The following is a 14,875-nucleotide window of genomic DNA, read 5'->3' as shown; positions in this document are numbered from 1 at the left end:
GGATCAGGCCGTGGGCTTCGGGGCCGCCGCCTCAAGCGCGTCGACGCTGCCCGACATGATCGTGCGCAGGTGGGCGGTGAGGTGGTCGAGGGGCCAGTCCCACCAGGCGATCGTCAGCAGCCGGTCGACGTCGGCGTCGTCGTAACGGCGGCGGATGAGCTTGGCCGGATTGCCGCCGACGATGCCGTAGTCCGGTACGTCGTCGACGACGACCGCCCCCGAGGCGATCACCGCCCCATGGCCGATCCGGACACCGGGCATGACCATGCTGCGGTAGCCGAACCAGACGTCGTTGCCCACCACCGTGTCGCCCCGGCCGGGCAGCCCGGTGATGAGATCGAAGTGCTCGCTCCATGAACCGCCCATGATCGGGAAGGGGAACGTCGAGGGCCCGTCCATACGGTGATTGGCGCCGTTCATGATGAACCGCACCCCCTCGCCCAGCGCGCAGTACTTCCCGATGACCAGCTTCTCCGGCCCGTAGTGATACAGCACGTTCTTCGTCTCGAACGCCGTCGGCTCGTCCGGGTCGTCGTAGTACGAGAAGTCCCCGACCTCGATCAACTCGGATGTGATCAGCGGTTTCAGCAGCACCACCCGTGACTGGCCGGGCATCGGATGGAGCACGGTCGGATCGGCGGGGCGGCCGGGTACAGCGGGCATGGTGAATCGTTCTCCTCGTAGACGGCGAGCCTCCGCATCCTGCCCGAGCCGGTGATCGCGACGACACCGATTAATCCTCGCCCCCACCGCACCCGCCCCTCCCTGGGCGGACCTCTGAACAGCAGCAAGGCAGACCCTTCCAAAGGGAGCAAATGGCATGGAGTTGAGGAGAGTTCACGCACCGCCTGGTCCGTGCGGAGGCCAGGCATCTAATGTGTGCGGCGAGCACGGGACTGGCGGGTCGATGGATCGGCCGGCGGACGGGGGAGGACAGCGCCATGGCGGCAACGAAACAACGCAGGCTGCGGTCGAGCACGGTGGTGCTCGGCGGCATGGGGATACTCGCACTGACGATCACCTCCTGCAGTTCGGAACCTGACCGGCGCTGCGCCGACCGGAACACCTATGAGGAACTGTCCAGCTCCGACTGCGACAGCAACGGCACCGGCGCGTACTACTACGGCGGCAAGAGCACCAAGGGCCGTGTCCACGACGGCAGTTTCGACAAGTCGGCGGTCGACCGCGGCGGCTTCGGCTGCTCGGGCACCGGCGGCGGCTGAGCGGGGCGTCGCAGCGCCATGATGGAACGTCGGACCATAGAGCCACGCCCCGGCTGGCAGCAGACCGTCGAGGAGCAGGGCCTCGTCTATCCGCTCACCCGCTACCCGGACGACTCCCTGCGTCCGTACTGGGACGAGAGCGCCTACTACGTCTTCTCCCTCCCCGAGATCGAGGCTCTCGAAGTCGTTGTCGAGGAACTGCACGCGATGTGCCTCGCCGCCGCCGAGCACATCGTCAAGAACGACCGCTTCACCGATCTCGGCATCACCGACCCCCGGCTGGCCGCGCTGGTCGCCGAGTCCTGGCACCGCCGGAGCGAACTGCCCTCCATCTACGGCCGGTTCGACCTCCGCTACGACGGCACCGGTCCGGCGAAGATGCTGGAGTACAACGCCGACACCCCCACCTCCCTGGTCGAGGCCGCCAGCCCCCAGTGGTTCTGGATGGAGGAACGCTTCCCCGGCGCCGACCAGTGGAACTCCCTCCATGAACGCCTCATCGAAGCCTGGCGCCACCAGGCCCATCTCCTTCCTCCGGGCCCCCTGCACTTCGCCCATTCCGACGGCGACGAGCTGGGCGAGGACCTGATGACCGTCGCCTATCTCCGGGAGACGGCCCAGCAGGCGGGCCTCGACACCGAGGCCCTGTCCGTCGAACAGATCGGCTGGGACAAGCTGTCCGGCCGCTTCGTCGACGAGCGGCTGCGCTTCATCCGCAGCTGTTTCAAGCTGTATCCATGGGAGTGGCTGACCACGGACCGCTTCGGCCCCCAGGTCATCGACACGCTCGACAACGGCGGTGGCACCGGCAGCACCTGCTGGATAGAGCCCGCCTGGAAGATGCTGCTCTCCAACAAGGCGCTGCTGGCGATCCTCTGGGAGCTCAATCCCGGCCACCCGAATCTGCTGCCCGCCTATCTCGACGGGCCGCGTGAACTCGCCCTCGACGGGGGTTATGTCTCCAAGCCCCTGCTCGGCCGCGAGGGTGCCGGAGTCACCGTCCACGAGCCGGGCCACGACCCGGTCGTACGCCAAGAGGCCTGCTGCTACCAGGCGTTGGCGCCACTGCCCGACTTCGACGGCAACCGCGTCGTGCTCGGCGCCTGGGTCGTCGAGAACGAGGCGGCGGGTCTCGGCATCCGCGAATCGTCGGGCCTGATCACGGATGAGTACGCCCGCTTCCTCCCGCACGTCATCCTCTAGGCCGGAGGCGCCGGCCGGCGAGTGAGAGGTGCGGGCCGGTGGCCGGCGGCGAGGACCGCCGGCCTCCGATACCTGGCCCCGAAGGGCCGGTCCTCGGGCGTGTCCGCGAAGTAGCGCCGTCCGCCCGCCGGGTCGGGCGGGATTTCGCGGAGACGCCCTAGCGGGTCAGGACCGCCCGCAGCTGCTCCAGGCCCCAGTCCAGGTCTTCCTTGCTGATCACCAGCGGAGGGGCGATCCGGATCGTCGACCCGTGGGTGTCCTTCACCAGCACACCCCGATCCATCAGCTTCTCGGAGATCTCCCGGCCCGTGCCGTACGAGGGGGAGATGTCCACGCCCGCCCAGAGACCCCGGCCGCGCACCTGCTCCACCGCGCCACCGGTCGTCATCAGCCCCAGTTCGTGGTGGAGATGATCACCCAGCTCCGCCGCCCGCTGCTGATACTCGCCGGTGCGGAGCATCGCGATCACCTCAAGGGCCACCGCACACGCCAGCGGATTCCCGCCGAAGGTCGAGCCGTGCTCCCCGGGCCGGAAAACCCCCAGGATCTCGGCCGACGACACCACGGCCGACACCGGCACGACCCCGCCGCCGAGCGCCTTGCCCAGCACATACATGTCGGGCACCACGCCCTCGTGCTCGGAGGCGAAGGTCTTTCCGGTCCGGCCCAGCCCGGACTGGATCTCATCGGCGATGAAGAGCACATTCCGTGCCCGGGTCAGCTCACGTACACCTGCGAGATAGCCCGGCGGCGGCACCAGCACCCCGGCCTCGCCCTGGATCGGCTCCAGCAGGACGGCGACGGTGTTGTCCGTCATCGCCGCATCGAGTGCCGTGAGATCCCCGTAGGGAACGATCTCGAAGCCGGGCGTGTAGGGCCCGTAATCCGCACGGGCCTCCTCGTCGGTGGAGAAGCTGATGATCGTGGTCGTACGCCCGTGGAAGTTGTCCGCCGCGACGATGATCTTGGCGGTGCCGTCCGGCACCCCCTTCCTCCGGTAGCCCCACTTGCGGGCCGTCTTCACGGCGGTCTCCACCGCTTCCGCGCCCGTGTTCATCGGCAGCACCATCTCCATGCCGCACAGCTCGGCGAGCTGGGTGCAGAAGTCGGCGAACCGGTCGTGGTGGAACGCCCGTGAGGTGAGCGTCACCCGCTCCAGCTGGGCCTTGGCGGCGTCGATCAGACGTCGGTTGCCATGGCCGAAGTTGAGCGCCGAGTAGCCGGCGAGCATGTCGAGGAAGCGGCGTCCCTCGACATCGGTCATCCATGCACCGTCCGCCGATGCGACGACGACGGGCAGCGGGTGGTAGTTGTGCGCGCTGTGCGCCTCCGCAGAGGCGATGGCACTCTCCGTTGTCGCCACGGGTTCTCCGTTCGGTCGGGACAAGCCATCCGGTCGGGGCGGGGTAGTGCCCCTGTTTCTATCGTCACTCGCCAGTGTGGACGAAGAAACCTTGCCTTCGGCGTGGCCTGGGAGACAACCCCATGAGCGGGGCCTCTTGGATCATGTGTCCAGCAGTTGCTGGCGGGGGCCCGCCCCGGGCCTCTCCCCTCCCCGCCCGAACGGCGGGCGGGGCAGTCGGCCCGCCAGTGGGCGCAGCACCAGACCCAGCACCACACCTGCTCCCAGAGCCGGTATCGCCCACCACCAGCCGTCCGTGCCGGCGGAGGAAGCCCCCGCCGCCTCGGACCGCTTCCCCGGTGTCTGCTCCTGGTCCTGAGATCCGGCGTCGGCGCCCGCGGCCGGGCTGTCCGCGTCCTCAGCCGGAGGTACCGCCGCACCGTCAGAGCCCCGCGGCTCGCCCATGACGCCGACGTTCTTCAACAGCGCGTGCAGCGCGGCCGGTTGCTTCGCCTTGTGCCAGACGCCGGACTGGGCTCCCTGGGTGTCCGTCGACGTGTATATCCAGATGGTCGACGGATCCGAGCTCGGATACACCTGGTCCAGCCGCCAGGGGGACACATCGTGGACCATCCACGTCACATTGATCTGCCGGGAGCCGATCGCCGCGTCGACCGCCGGCGGCCGCTTCTTCTGGCCGTCCGGCAGAGTCTGGATCTCCTGGGCGTCGAGCTGCTTCGACAGCGCCTCGTACTCCGCGTCGCTGTAGTAGAGAGCAGCGGTCTCGTGGCTCTCCGGAGAGGCGATCAGCACGCTCGTCGGCCCACCGGCCACCGCACTCGGAGCGAACACCCAGGTCAGCGCCGTCACCGCGATCACGGTCGCGAACCGTCGGACCGTGCCCGTACATGGAAGTCGCATCATTCCCCCTGCTCGACGCCCGCTCCGGACCCTCCGGACCGCCTTCGCATCACTTCCTGTACACCGCCCGACCCCAACCGGTTCCGCATTCCCGCCCCTTTTTCTCGGGGTGTCCGACCAGTTCTCCGAGCGCCCGCGAGTGGGGGAGGGGCCTCGGCCGAGTCAGGGCATCGACTGCGCGACGGCCGTCGCGCGAGTCTGGGAGTCCACGCCCTCCAGCCGCAGCGTCAGCCGTTCGTCGGTGCTCCCTGCCGGGCCAGATTCCTCCCAGAGCAACGTCGGACCCGTCATCCGCGCCGAATGGAACCAGCTCTCCCCTCGCCCATCGATCATGCGGAACCGCAGAAGATGAGGATCGGCGAACCACAGGGCTGCGGTCTCGTTCGACCCCCCCGCGTCGAGGGGCACCCACTCCGGCATGTGCCGCACCTGCTTGGTGAACATCAGATCGAGGCCGGCCCGGAACTCGTCCAGGCGTACGGTCCCTCCGTCCGAGCCCGTCCAGCACAGACTGATGACCGGACGGTCCGCCGACACCCAGTCCAGCGACACCTGGCCGGGCGCCCCGAGCTCGGCCGGGATCCGGGGCGTGAATCCCGCTTTCCGTGTCGCTTCCTCGATCGGCATCGGATCCGCGCACCCAGGCACCCGCCCGCTCGGACTGGGCGTCGCCTTCGGGTCGTACCGCACCTGGACCCCGCCGAAGTCGAACCAGTCGGCCACCGCCGCACGCACCGGCGGCGTCAGCACCAGCACGACCAGCAGCCCCGACAGACCGGCCACCAAGGGACGCCATCTGCGCCGCACCAGACGACGGAGCCGTACGCCACGAGCCGCCCACCCCCGGACCGGAGCCGAGACCGGAGCCGAGACCGGAGTGGAGTCCGAAGCCGGCGCGGGCGTCGGCGCGGGCGCCGCGTCGGCGAGGAGCTGTGCCAGTACACGCTCGGCCATCGTCTCGCCGTCGACATCCGGAACCCGCATGCCGCGACCCAGCGCACGAAGCGCCTCCGCGAGATCTCCCGCGCGCCCGTCCCCAGCCTCGCGCCCGTCCTCGTCCTCACGCTCGCCGTCACTCATGCCCCTCACCTCCTCCCCTCTCCGATTTCTCCGACGCGGGCGCCAGCAGCCCGCCCATCAGCTTCAACGCGCGGCTCAGCCGCGACTTCACCGTGCCCCGCGGCCAGCCCAGCGCCTCCGCCGTCTCCGCCTCGTTCATCTCCAGCAAGTAGCGGCACGCCACCACATCGCGGTGGTCGTCGCTCAGCTCGTCGAGCGCCGCCCACAGCTCGGCGCTCCGCTCCTCCTCCACCGCGGCCACCGCCGGATCGGCCGAATCCGGTATCCGCGGCTCACCCCGCAGCAGCGCCGCCTCGCGCCCCGCCACGGCCCGCAGCCGGACAGCCGACCGCACGGTGTTCCTCGTCTCATTGGCGACGATCCGTATCAGCCAGGGCCGGAACGGCGCGCCGTCCTTGAAGCTCCCCAGGGACAGATACGCCTTGATGAACGCGGACTGCACCACATCCTCCGCATCCGCACCCGCGCCGCAGGCCACCGCCACCCGGAGCGCGATCCCCGTATGGGCGCGCACCAGCTCCGCGTACGCCTCCCGCTCCCCGGAACGCACACGCGCGATCACAGCCGACTCATCCGCAACCGTCAGGATGCGGCCCCCCTCCAGGGTCCCCTCCCGTGTTCTCACGCCTTTGATACACCGCTCACCGGAGATCCGTTCCCGACCTGACGGCACCACCTGAGAGAATGTTCAGCATGGCCACTCGTCCTCGCGCGCTCTCCGGTATCCAGCCCACCGCAGGCTCGTTCCATCTCGGGAACTACCTCGGTGCGATCCGGCAGTATGTGGCGCTGCAAGAAACCCACGACGCGTTCTACATGGTCGTGGACCTCCACGCGATCACCATTCCGCAGGAACCCGCCGACCTGCGTGCCAACACCAGGCTCGCGGCGGCGCAGCTCCTCGCCGCCGGTCTCGACCCCCAGCGCTGCACGCTGTTCATCCAGAGTCACGTACCCGAACACGCCCAGCTCGGCTGGGTGATGAACTGTCTGACGGGCTTCGGCGAGGCCTCCCGTATGACGCAGTTCAAGGACAAGTCGGCGAAACAGGGCGCCGACCGCGCCACCGTCGGGCTCTTCACCTACCCGATCCTCCAGGTCGCCGACATCCTGCTCTACCAGGCGGACTCGGTCCCGGTCGGCGAGGACCAGCGCCAGCACGTCGAGCTGACACGTGACCTCGCCGAGCGGTTCAACACCCGCTTCGGGAGCACGTTCACGATCCCGAAGCCGCACATCGTCAAGGAGGTCGCGAAGATCTACGACCTCCAGGACCCTTCGATCAAGATGAGCAAGTCGGCGTCCACGCCGAAGGGCCTGGTCAATCTGCTCGACGACCCCAAGGTCACGGCGAAGAAGATCAAGAGCGCCGTCACCGACACCGGCACCGAGATCCGTTTCGACGCCCAGGGCAAGCCGGGCATCAGCAACCTCCTCACGATCTACTCCACCCTCACGGGCGCGGACATCGCGGATCTTGAGCAGAGGTACGAAGGCAAGGGATACGGCGCACTGAAGGTGGACCTGGCCGATGCCATGGTCGACTTCGTCACACCGTTCCGCAGCCGCACCCAGGAATATCTGGACGATCCCGAGACGCTGGACTCGATCCTGGCCGAGGGCGCGGAGAAGGCCCGGGCGGTCGCCGCGGAGACGTTGGCCCAGGCGTACGACCGGATCGGCTTCCTGCCCGCCAAGCACTGAACCCCTCCTGGGCGGGCCGGCCGATCCCGGCCCGCCCGCCCCGGTCGGCCCCCGGCCCTTTACCGCATGCGTGCCGTCCGCGTACTGCTGACCAAGGACCCTGGCCAGCCGGGCGGTGCGAGCGTCACACTGACCAGGGACGGAATCGGCCGCACCGCATCCAGGGTGTGGCCATCCGCCCCGCCCGAGGCAGCACGCACCAACGCCTCACCACGCACCACCCGCACACACACGGACTGAGGAGAACGACGTGGGGACCGTAACGCTCGGCGTTTCGATCGCGGTCCCGGAGCCGTACGGCAGCCTGCTCCAGGAGCGCCGCGCGGGCTTCGGCGATCCCGCCGCGCACGGCATCCCCACCCACGTCACGCTCCTGCCGCCGACCGAGGTCGACGCCACGACGCTGCCGACCATCGAGGCGCATCTCGCCTCGGTCGCCACGGCGGGCCGCCCCTTCCCGATGCGGCTCTACGGCACGGGCACCTTCCGCCCGCTGTCCCCGGTGGTCTTCGTCCAGGTCGTCGAGGGCGCCGCCGCGTGCACCTGGCTCCAGAAGCGGGTCAGGGACGCGTCCGGGCCGCTGGTGCGGGAACTCCAGTTCCCGTACCACCCCCATGTGACCGTGGCGCACGGCATCTCCGAAGAGGCGATGGACCGGGCGTACGAGGAGCTGGCCGACTACACGGCCCACTGGAGCTGCGCGTCCTTCGGGCTCTACGAGCAGGGTGCGGACGGCGTGTGGCGGATGCTGCACGAGTACGCCTTCGGCGGCGGTACGGAGATCACGGGAGTGCCCTCGCAGAGCACCCCCGCCGACCTGCCCGCCACCTCGTCCCTGCGCCAGTAGCCGCCCGCCACCTTCCCAAGGAGGCCGGAAGCCCGGCGCCTGTCAGACCGGCAGCCGCCGGAAGAGCGACCTCGGCAGATGCCGGAGCACCGACATCGCCACCCGCAGCGCGCCCGGCACCCACACCGTCTCCGAGCGCCGCCGCAGCCCCAGCTCCACGGCCACCGCGACCGCCTCCGGGGTCGTCGCCAGCGGCGTCTCCTCCCGCCCGGCCGTCGTCCTCGTCCGTACGAAGCCGGGCCGCACGACCATCACATGCACCCCCGTGCCGTACATCGCGTCCCCGAGACCCTGCGCGAACGCGTCCAGGCCCGCCTTGCTCGACCCGTAGATGAAGTCGGCACGCCGCGCCCGCTCACCGGCCACCGACGAGAGCACCACCAGCGAACCGTGCCCCTGCGTCTGCATCGCCGCCGCGCACACCAGACCCGCCGAGACCGCCCCCGTGTAGTTGGTCTGCGCGACCCTGACGGCGGAGGCCGGATCCGCCTCGTCGTGCGCCTGGTCGCCGAGCAGGCCGAAGGCGAGCAGTGTCATGTCGATGTCGCCCTCGGCGAAGACCTTGCCCAGTACCTCGGCGTGCGAGCCCGGGTCGAGCGCGTCGAAGTCGACGGTGCGGACGTCCGCGCCCTGGGCACGGAGATGGTCGGCGGCGGCGTCGAGCGCGGATGACGCGCGGCCTGCCAGCCAGACCGTACGCGTACGGCGCGCGATCAGCCGGCGCGCCGTGGCCAGCGCGATCTCGGACGTCCCACCGAGGACGAGCAGGGACTGCGGGATGCCGAAGGCGTCCTTCATGGTGCGGTGCTCCTTGCAGCGAGGGTGCGGGGCGAGCGTCACAGAGGGATCAGTGGGGTCGGGGCCAGTGGGGCGGGGCGTCAGATCGAGAGCCGGCGGGAGAGATCGGAGACGAAGACCGCGCGCGGGTCGAGTTCGGCCCGCAGCGCCCGGAACTCGTCCAGCCGCGGATACATCGCGGCCAGCAGTTCGGGCCGCAGCCGCGAGTCCTTCGCGAGGCAGACCCGGCCCCCGGCGGCGGCGACGTCCTCGTCCAGTTCGTCCAGGAAGGGACCCAGTCCGGTCCGGTCGGTGGGCATGTCGAGGGAGAGGGTCCAGCCGGCCATGGGGAAGGACAGCCAGCCGGGATCGCCCGCGCCGAAACGCTTGAGTACGGCGAGAGGGGCGGGAAAGCCGCGCCGGACGATGCGCCGCACGATCCGGACCAGCGCCTCCTCCTGGCCGTGCCCGACGGCGAACTGGTATCGGACGAAGCCGCCGCGCCCGTACAGGCGGTTCCAGTGCGGCACCCCGTCCAGGGGGTGGAAGAACGCGGAGATGCGCTGGAGTTCACCGGTCCGCCGGCGCCCGGCGCCGCGGTACCAGAGCTCGTTGAAGAGCCCGACCGTCGTCCGTCCCAGCAGCCCCTGGGCTACGTAGGAGGGCGCGGCGGGCAGCTGTCCGGGCCGGAAGGCGAGCGGCTGTCTGCGGGCGCGCGCCGCCGCGCCCCGGCTGCCCCACTCGCCCCAGCCACCCCAGCCACCCCAGCCGCCCAAGCCGCCGCGCCCCCGCGCGGCATGTGCGGACAGCGTGTCAAGTGTCGTGTGTTCGCCGTGCGTCAGGACGGAGCGTCCCAAGGAGGAGCCGCCGGCCAGCAGATCGATCCAGGCGACCGAGTAGCGGTGGCGCCGGCCGGACGTGGTGAGACGGTCCATCAGATCGTCGAGGTCCGTGGCACGTTCGGTGTCGACGGACATCAGGGAGGTCTCGACCGGGTGCAGCCGGAAGGTCGCGCTGAGGATCACCCCCGTCAGCCCCATGCCACCCGCCGTCGCGTCGAACAGGGGCGTACCGGGGACGACCGTACGTACGTCGCCGTCGGCGGTGAGCAGGTCCAGGGAGAGTACGTGCCGGGAGAAGGAGCCCGACGCCCGGTGGTTCCTGCCGTGGATGTCGGAGCCGATCGCCCCGCCGACCGTGACATGGCGGGTCCCGGGCGTCACCGGCACGAACCACCCCAGCGGCAGCAGCACCTCCATCAGCCGGTGCAGACTGATCCCCGCCTCGCACTCGACGATCCCGGCCCCGGCGTCGACGGACAGGACCCGGTCCAGGGCGGTCATGTCGATGAGGGAGCCGCCCGCGTTCTGTGCCGCGTCGCCGTACGCGCGGCCGAGACCGCGCGGGATGCCGCCGCGCGTACCGCAGTCGCGTACGGCGCGGACCGCCTCCTCATAAGAACGCGGCCGGACGAGACGGGCGGCGGCCGTGGGGGCGGTGCGGCCCCAGCCGGTGACAGGGTCGGCGATCTCGGCAGGCATGGTCGAGACGTTATCGCCCTAAACGTCATTCTTTGCGTTGTAAGCCGTATTTGCTGCTGTACTCGTATGAATGGGTGGTTGGATGGGTGTCGATGAATGATGAGGTGAGGATCGGCTTTCGGGGTACCTGACCGTTGGTTCTCCGATCCGAGGGCAGGTCTCCGTCATGGACTGGCTGAAAAAACTCCCCGTCGTCGGCCCGTTCGTGGCCAGGCTGATGCTGACCCATGCCTGGCGTTCCTTCGAGACCCTCGAACGCACCCACTGGACCCGGCTCGCGGCGGCGATCACCTTCATCAGCTTCCTGGCGCTCTTCCCGCTGATCACCGTCGGCGCGGCGATCGGGGCGGCGCTGCTCAGCACGGACCAGCTCGACAGTCTCAAGGAGAAGATCACCGAGCAGGTCCCGGGCATCTCCGACCAGCTGGACATCAACTCGCTGGTCGACAACGCGGGCACGGTGGGACTGGTGGCCGGCGCCCTGCTGCTGTTCACCGGCATCGGCTGGGTCGGCCAGATGCGGGAGTGTCTGCGCGCCGTCTGGGAGCTGGACGACGTGGACGAGGGCAACCCCTTCGTACTGAAGGGCAAAGACGCGGTCATCCTGCTCGGCCTGGGCGTCACCGGCCTCGCCTCGGTCGGCGCGTCGGCCCTCGGCTCCACGGCCATCAGCTGGACCGCCCGTCAGCTCGGCATCAGTGAGGACGGCGTCGGCGGTGTGCTGCTCCAGATCGCGGCGATCGCGCTCGCCGCCGCCGCGGCCTTCCTGATCCTGCTGTACGTACTGACGCTGCTGCCCGGCGTTCGGCCGCCGCGGCGACGGCTGGTCGTGGCCGCCGTCATCGGCGCGCTCGGCTTCGAAGTGCTCAAGCTGCTGCTGGGCGGCTATGTGCGGGACGTCGCCGGCAAGAGCATGTACGGCGCCTTCGGCGTGCCCGTCGCGCTGCTGCTGTGGATCAACTTCACGGCGAAGCTGATGCTGTTCTGCGCGGCCTGGACGGCGACGCCGAGCAAGCCGGACCGGGACGAGCGGCCGGACGGACCGCCGGAAGGCGAGACGGGCGGGGAGCCGGGCGCGCCGAGGGCCGACGACACCCCGCCGCCCGGCGCGACCCGGTACGCCGGTGGCTAACGGCCCGGCAGACGCTTGACCAGGTCCGGCAGCGGCCACCGGCGGTTCACCAGGAACACGGCCGCCGCGAGCAGCAGCAGCGCGCCGCCCGCGATGGCCACCGCGATCCCCACGCCGCTCGACCCCGACGCGGAAGCCTTGTCGCCCAGCCCGGCCTGGTCCGTGCCGCCGCTGCCGCCGGCCTCGCCCTTGTCGCCCGAGTCGTCCCCGACGGCCTCCTTGTCGGAGCCGCCGTCGGCCGATCCGGGCTTCACCAGCTCACCGATCGGTTCGACCTTCCCGGCGGCGGTGAAGCCCCAGTCCAGCAGCCGGGCCGTCTCCTGGTAGACCGCCAGGCCCTCCTCCTCGGACGGGTTCATGACCGTGACCAGCAGGACCTTGCCGTCGCGCTCGGCGACGCCGGTGAAGGTCGAGCCCGCGTTGGTGGTGTTGCCGTTCTTGACCCCGGCGATGCCCTTGTACGGCTCCAGGCCGGAGTCCCCGGTCAGCAGCCGGTTGGTGTTCTGGATCTCGAAGGTCTCCCGCTTCGGGGCCTTCTTGCCCTTCTTCGGCTTCTTCTCCTCGCCCGGGAACTGCACCCGGACCGTGGACGAGTACTCCCTGAAGTCCTTCTTCTGCAGCCCTGAGCGGGCGATCAGGGTGAGGTCGTACGCGCTGGAGACCTGCCCCTTCTCGTCGTAGCCGTCCGGCGAGACGACACGCGTGTCGAGGGCCTGGAGCTCGGCCGCGTGCTTGTTCATGTCGGCGACCGTCTTGCGGACGCCGCCGTTCATCTGGGACAGCACGTGCACCGCGTCGTTGCCCGAGCGCAGGAAGACACCCATCCACAGATCGTGGACGGTGTACGTGCTGTTCTCCTTCACCCCGACCAGACTGCTGCCCTCGCCGATTCCCGCGAGGTCCTCGGGCGTCACCTTGTGGGACTGGGTCTTGGGCAGCACGGGCAGGACCGTGTCGGCGAAGAGCATCTTGAGAGTCGACGCGGGCGGCAGCTGCCAGTGCGCGTTGTGCGAGGCGAGTACCTCGCCGCTCTCGGCGTCCGCGACGATCCACGACTTGCCCGTCAGCTTCTTCGGCAGGACGGGCACGCCGGGCGCGAGATTCACCTGGGTGCCGGGCTTGCCGAGAAGAGTGCCGCCGACCGTCGACATCGCCGCCGGTGGCTTCGGCTGCTTGTCCTCGGACTTCTCCGCGTTCGCGTCGTCCGCGAGGACGGGCCCGGCGGTCAGAACTGGCAGCAACGCGGCGGCTAGGACCGTCAATGCGGTCTTTCTCAATGCGGACACGGTCGAAAACGTACATGGCCTGACGGGTGATCCGAACACCGGCGGCCGGACCGGCCGCTTCCACCGCCGGGACAGACCACTTTCCGGCCACCGGCGAGCTTCCGCGCCGGTGCCCTCTCCGCTCTCCCGGCCGGGCAGCCCCCGGCGAAGCGGCGGGGAGGCCTCCGGCGATACTGGATCCATGAAGCTCAGCCGTCCCGTGTCCTGGTTTCTGCTCGCTTTTGGGGTGTGGAGCTGGTTCATCTGGATCACTTTCGTAAAAAATCTGTGGCAGGACGGCAGCGGACTCGCCTTCGACGACGCCGGCGACCCCACGGGCTACTTCTGGGTCCATCTGCTGCTCGCCATCACGTCCTTTCTTCTGGGGACGGGAGTCGGGGCGGTGGGGTTCCGTGGAGTCCGCGCCTGGCGGGGCGAGTTGAGGAACGAACGCGGTGACGAGCACGTAGTACAGAGACAGCGACAGGGATAAAGGGGAATCGGCTCGTGATCGTCGTGGTAGTCCTGATGGCGCTCGTCGCCGTCGCACTGGTGGCAGGCGCGCATTACTACATATGGCGGCGCCTGGTCCGCGACACGACGGCGGCGGGAGGTACGGCCCGCAGGACGGGCACCGCCGTGATCATCCTGCTGCCGGTCCTGACCTTCGCCGGCGTGGGGATGGGCCGAGGCGACGTGCCGTTCTCCCTGAAGCAGATCTTCGGCTGGCCCGCGTACATGTGGCTGGCGACGCTGCTGTACCTGCTGCTGGCGCTGCTGGTGGGCGAAGCCGTACGGCCGCTGCTGAGCCGGGTGCTCGACCGCCGGGCGGCGACGGCGGCGGGGGCGGCGGGGGGTACGGGGGGTACGGCGACGGCCACCGCGCCGGCCGAGGAGCCCGTGACCGTCGGCGCCGCGACCGGGTCGACCGCACCGCCCGCCCCCGGTACCGACACCGCCGAGGTCTCTCCGGCCACCCCGGCGGCCGATCCCTCCCGGCGGCTCTTCGTCTCCCGCGTCGTCGGCGGCGCCGCTGCCGCCGCCGCGCTCGCCACGGTCGGCTACGGCACGGCGAACGTGCTGCGCGGCCCCAGCGTCAAGCGCGTCACGGTGCCGCTCGCGAAGCTGCCCCGCGCCGCGCACGGCTACCGGATCGCGGTCGTCAGCGACATCCACCTCGGCCCGCTGCTGGGCAGGGCCCACGCGCAGCGCGTCGTGGACACGATCAACTCCACGAACCCCGATCTCGTCGCGATCGTCGGCGACATGGTCGACGGGACCGTCGCGGACCTGGGTCCGGCCGCCGAGCCGCTGGCCCAGCTGGCGGCCCGGCACGGTTCGTACTTCGTCACCGGGAACCACGAGTACTTCGGCGACGCGGCCGAATGGGTCGACCTCGTACGCGAGTTGGGCGTGCACCCGCTGGAGAACGCCCGCGTGGAGATCGCCGGGTTCGATCTGGCGGGCGTCAACGACCTCGCGGGCGAGGAGGAGGGCCAGGGGCCCGACTTCAAGAAGGCGCTCGACGGACGTGACCCGGCGCGGGCATCCGTACTCCTCGCGCACCAGCCCGTCGTCATCCACGACGCGGTGAAACACGGCATCGACCTCCAGCTGTCGGGGCACACCCACGGCGGTCAGATGTGGCCCGTGAACTACATCGCGCAGGCGTCCAACCCCACCCTGGCCGGTCTGGAGCAGTACGGCGACACGGCGCTCTACGTGACACGAGGGGCCGGGGCGTGGGGCCCGCCGGTACGGGTCGGCGCGCCCTCGGACGTCACGGTCGTCCAGCTGGCGTCCCGCCAGGCCTAGAAACACGCGGACACGCGGACACGCG

Annotated in this window: 15 protein-coding genes; 7 read left to right on the top strand and 8 right to left on the bottom strand. The window is 70.0% G+C overall.

Annotation, left to right across the window (positions count from 1 at the left end; genetic code table 11):
* Positions 1-3 precede the first annotated feature (3 nt).
* Positions 4-663, bottom strand: a complete 660-nt coding sequence (locus IEY79_RS12710; protein WP_189107544.1) for a CatB-related O-acetyltransferase — start codon at positions 661-663, stop codon at positions 4-6.
* Between the two features lie 278 nt (positions 664-941).
* On the opposite strand from IEY79_RS12710, the gene IEY79_RS12705 reads away from it, so the two are divergent.
* Entirely contained in the window at positions 942-1,223 is a 282-nt protein-coding gene (locus tag IEY79_RS12705) for a hypothetical protein (protein ID WP_189107543.1), read from the top strand.
* 21 nt (positions 1,224-1,244) lie between these two features.
* Positions 1,245-2,426 (top strand): glutathionylspermidine synthase family protein, encoded by a 1,182-nt coding sequence (locus IEY79_RS12700; RefSeq protein WP_189107808.1) that lies wholly within the window; start codon positions 1,245-1,247, stop codon positions 2,424-2,426.
* Positions 2,427-2,583: 157 nt separating this feature from the next.
* Here the strand turns inward: IEY79_RS12700 and rocD are convergent, their stop codons facing one another.
* The 4 genes from rocD to IEY79_RS12680 all read right to left on the bottom strand — a co-directional run bounded on the left by rocD (position 2,584) and on the right by IEY79_RS12680 (position 6,394).
* A complete protein-coding gene (gene rocD, locus IEY79_RS12695; RefSeq protein ID WP_189107542.1) occupies positions 2,584-3,789 on the bottom strand; it encodes an ornithine--oxo-acid transaminase in 1,206 nt (401 codons plus the stop codon).
* A gap of 141 nt (positions 3,790-3,930) precedes the next feature.
* Entirely contained in the window at positions 3,931-4,647 is a 717-nt protein-coding gene (locus tag IEY79_RS12690) for a hypothetical protein (RefSeq protein ID WP_189107541.1), read from the bottom strand.
* Between the two features lie 204 nt (positions 4,648-4,851).
* On the bottom strand, positions 4,852-5,769 hold the full coding sequence (locus IEY79_RS12685) for a hypothetical protein (RefSeq protein ID WP_189107540.1): 918 nt from the start codon (positions 5,767-5,769) through the stop codon (positions 4,852-4,854).
* Positions 5,762-6,394 carry an RNA polymerase sigma factor gene (locus IEY79_RS12680; protein WP_189107539.1) on the bottom strand — a complete coding sequence of 211 codons (633 nt, stop codon included), beginning with the start codon at positions 6,392-6,394 and terminating at the stop codon, positions 5,762-5,764. The genes IEY79_RS12685 and IEY79_RS12680 overlap by 8 nt, the downstream gene beginning before the upstream one ends.
* A 59-nt stretch (positions 6,395-6,453) precedes the next feature.
* Here IEY79_RS12680 and trpS point away from each other — a divergent pair, with 59 nt between their 5' ends.
* Positions 6,454-7,473 (top strand): tryptophan--tRNA ligase, encoded by a 1,020-nt coding sequence (gene trpS, locus IEY79_RS12675; protein WP_373292529.1) that lies wholly within the window; start codon positions 6,454-6,456, stop codon positions 7,471-7,473.
* Positions 7,474-7,723: 250 nt separating this feature from the next.
* Positions 7,724-8,320 (top strand): 2'-5' RNA ligase family protein, encoded by a 597-nt coding sequence (locus tag IEY79_RS12670; RefSeq protein WP_189107537.1) that lies wholly within the window; start codon positions 7,724-7,726, stop codon positions 8,318-8,320.
* Positions 8,321-8,362: 42 nt separating this feature from the next.
* On the opposite strand, the gene dprE2 is transcribed toward IEY79_RS12670, so the two are convergent.
* Together dprE2 and IEY79_RS12660 are read right to left on the bottom strand one after the other, a co-directional pair.
* Complete coding sequence (gene dprE2 / locus IEY79_RS12665; RefSeq protein WP_189107536.1) at positions 8,363-9,118, bottom strand: decaprenylphospho-beta-D-erythro-pentofuranosid-2-ulose 2-reductase; 756 nt, start codon at positions 9,116-9,118, stop codon at positions 8,363-8,365.
* Between the two features lie 80 nt (positions 9,119-9,198).
* The gene (locus IEY79_RS12660) at positions 9,199-10,638 is read right to left on the bottom strand and encodes an FAD-binding oxidoreductase (protein ID WP_189107535.1); all 1,440 of its coding nucleotides are present in this window, start codon (positions 10,636-10,638) and stop codon (positions 9,199-9,201) included.
* Positions 10,639-10,804: 166 nt separating this feature from the next.
* Here IEY79_RS12660 and IEY79_RS12655 point away from each other — a divergent pair, with 166 nt between their 5' ends.
* The gene (locus IEY79_RS12655) at positions 10,805-11,770 is read left to right on the top strand and encodes a YihY/virulence factor BrkB family protein (protein WP_189107534.1); all 966 of its coding nucleotides are present in this window, start codon (positions 10,805-10,807) and stop codon (positions 11,768-11,770) included.
* Here the strand turns inward: IEY79_RS12655 and IEY79_RS12650 are convergent.
* Entirely contained in the window at positions 11,767-13,056 is a 1,290-nt protein-coding gene (locus tag IEY79_RS12650; RefSeq protein WP_373292528.1) for a D-alanyl-D-alanine carboxypeptidase family protein, read from the bottom strand. The genes IEY79_RS12655 and IEY79_RS12650 overlap by 4 nt on opposite strands.
* 181 nt (positions 13,057-13,237) lie before the next feature.
* On the opposite strand from IEY79_RS12650, the gene IEY79_RS12645 reads away from it, so the two are divergent.
* Positions 13,238-13,528, top strand: a complete 291-nt coding sequence (locus IEY79_RS12645; protein WP_189107532.1) for an SCO4848 family membrane protein — start codon at positions 13,238-13,240, stop codon at positions 13,526-13,528.
* A gap of 35 nt (positions 13,529-13,563) precedes the next feature.
* A complete protein-coding gene (locus tag IEY79_RS12640; protein WP_189107807.1) occupies positions 13,564-14,850 on the top strand; it encodes a metallophosphoesterase in 1,287 nt (428 codons plus the stop codon).
* Positions 14,851-14,875 lie beyond the last annotated feature (25 nt).

The sequence above is a fragment of the Streptomyces camponoticapitis genome (assembly GCF_014646115.1).
Classification (GTDB): Bacteria; Actinomycetota; Actinomycetes; order Streptomycetales; family Streptomycetaceae; genus Streptomyces; species Streptomyces camponoticapitis.
Note: the sequence above shows the minus strand (reverse complement) of the source record. Positions and strands in the feature narration are given on the sequence as shown.

Coding starts and splice junctions, on each gene's coding strand:
- dprE2 (WP_189107536.1), bottom strand. CDS start 9,118: ATGAAGGACGCCTTCGGCATCCCGCAGTCCCTGCTCGTCCTCGGTGGG.
- IEY79_RS12710 (WP_189107544.1), bottom strand. CDS start 663: ATGCCCGCTGTACCCGGCCGCCCCGCCGATCCGACCGTGCTCCATCCG.
- IEY79_RS12685 (WP_189107540.1), bottom strand. CDS start 5,769: ATGAGTGACGGCGAGCGTGAGGACGAGGACGGGCGCGAGGCTGGGGAC.
- trpS (WP_373292529.1), top strand. CDS start 6,454: ATGTTCAGCATGGCCACTCGTCCTCGCGCGCTCTCCGGTATCCAGCCC.
- IEY79_RS12645 (WP_189107532.1), top strand. CDS start 13,238: ATGAAGCTCAGCCGTCCCGTGTCCTGGTTTCTGCTCGCTTTTGGGGTG.
- IEY79_RS12700 (WP_189107808.1), top strand. CDS start 1,245: ATGGAACGTCGGACCATAGAGCCACGCCCCGGCTGGCAGCAGACCGTC.
- IEY79_RS12660 (WP_189107535.1), bottom strand. CDS start 10,638: ATGCCTGCCGAGATCGCCGACCCTGTCACCGGCTGGGGCCGCACCGCC.
- IEY79_RS12705 (WP_189107543.1), top strand. CDS start 942: ATGGCGGCAACGAAACAACGCAGGCTGCGGTCGAGCACGGTGGTGCTC.
- IEY79_RS12640 (WP_189107807.1), top strand. CDS start 13,564: ATGGCGCTCGTCGCCGTCGCACTGGTGGCAGGCGCGCATTACTACATA.
- IEY79_RS12655 (WP_189107534.1), top strand. CDS start 10,805: ATGGACTGGCTGAAAAAACTCCCCGTCGTCGGCCCGTTCGTGGCCAGG.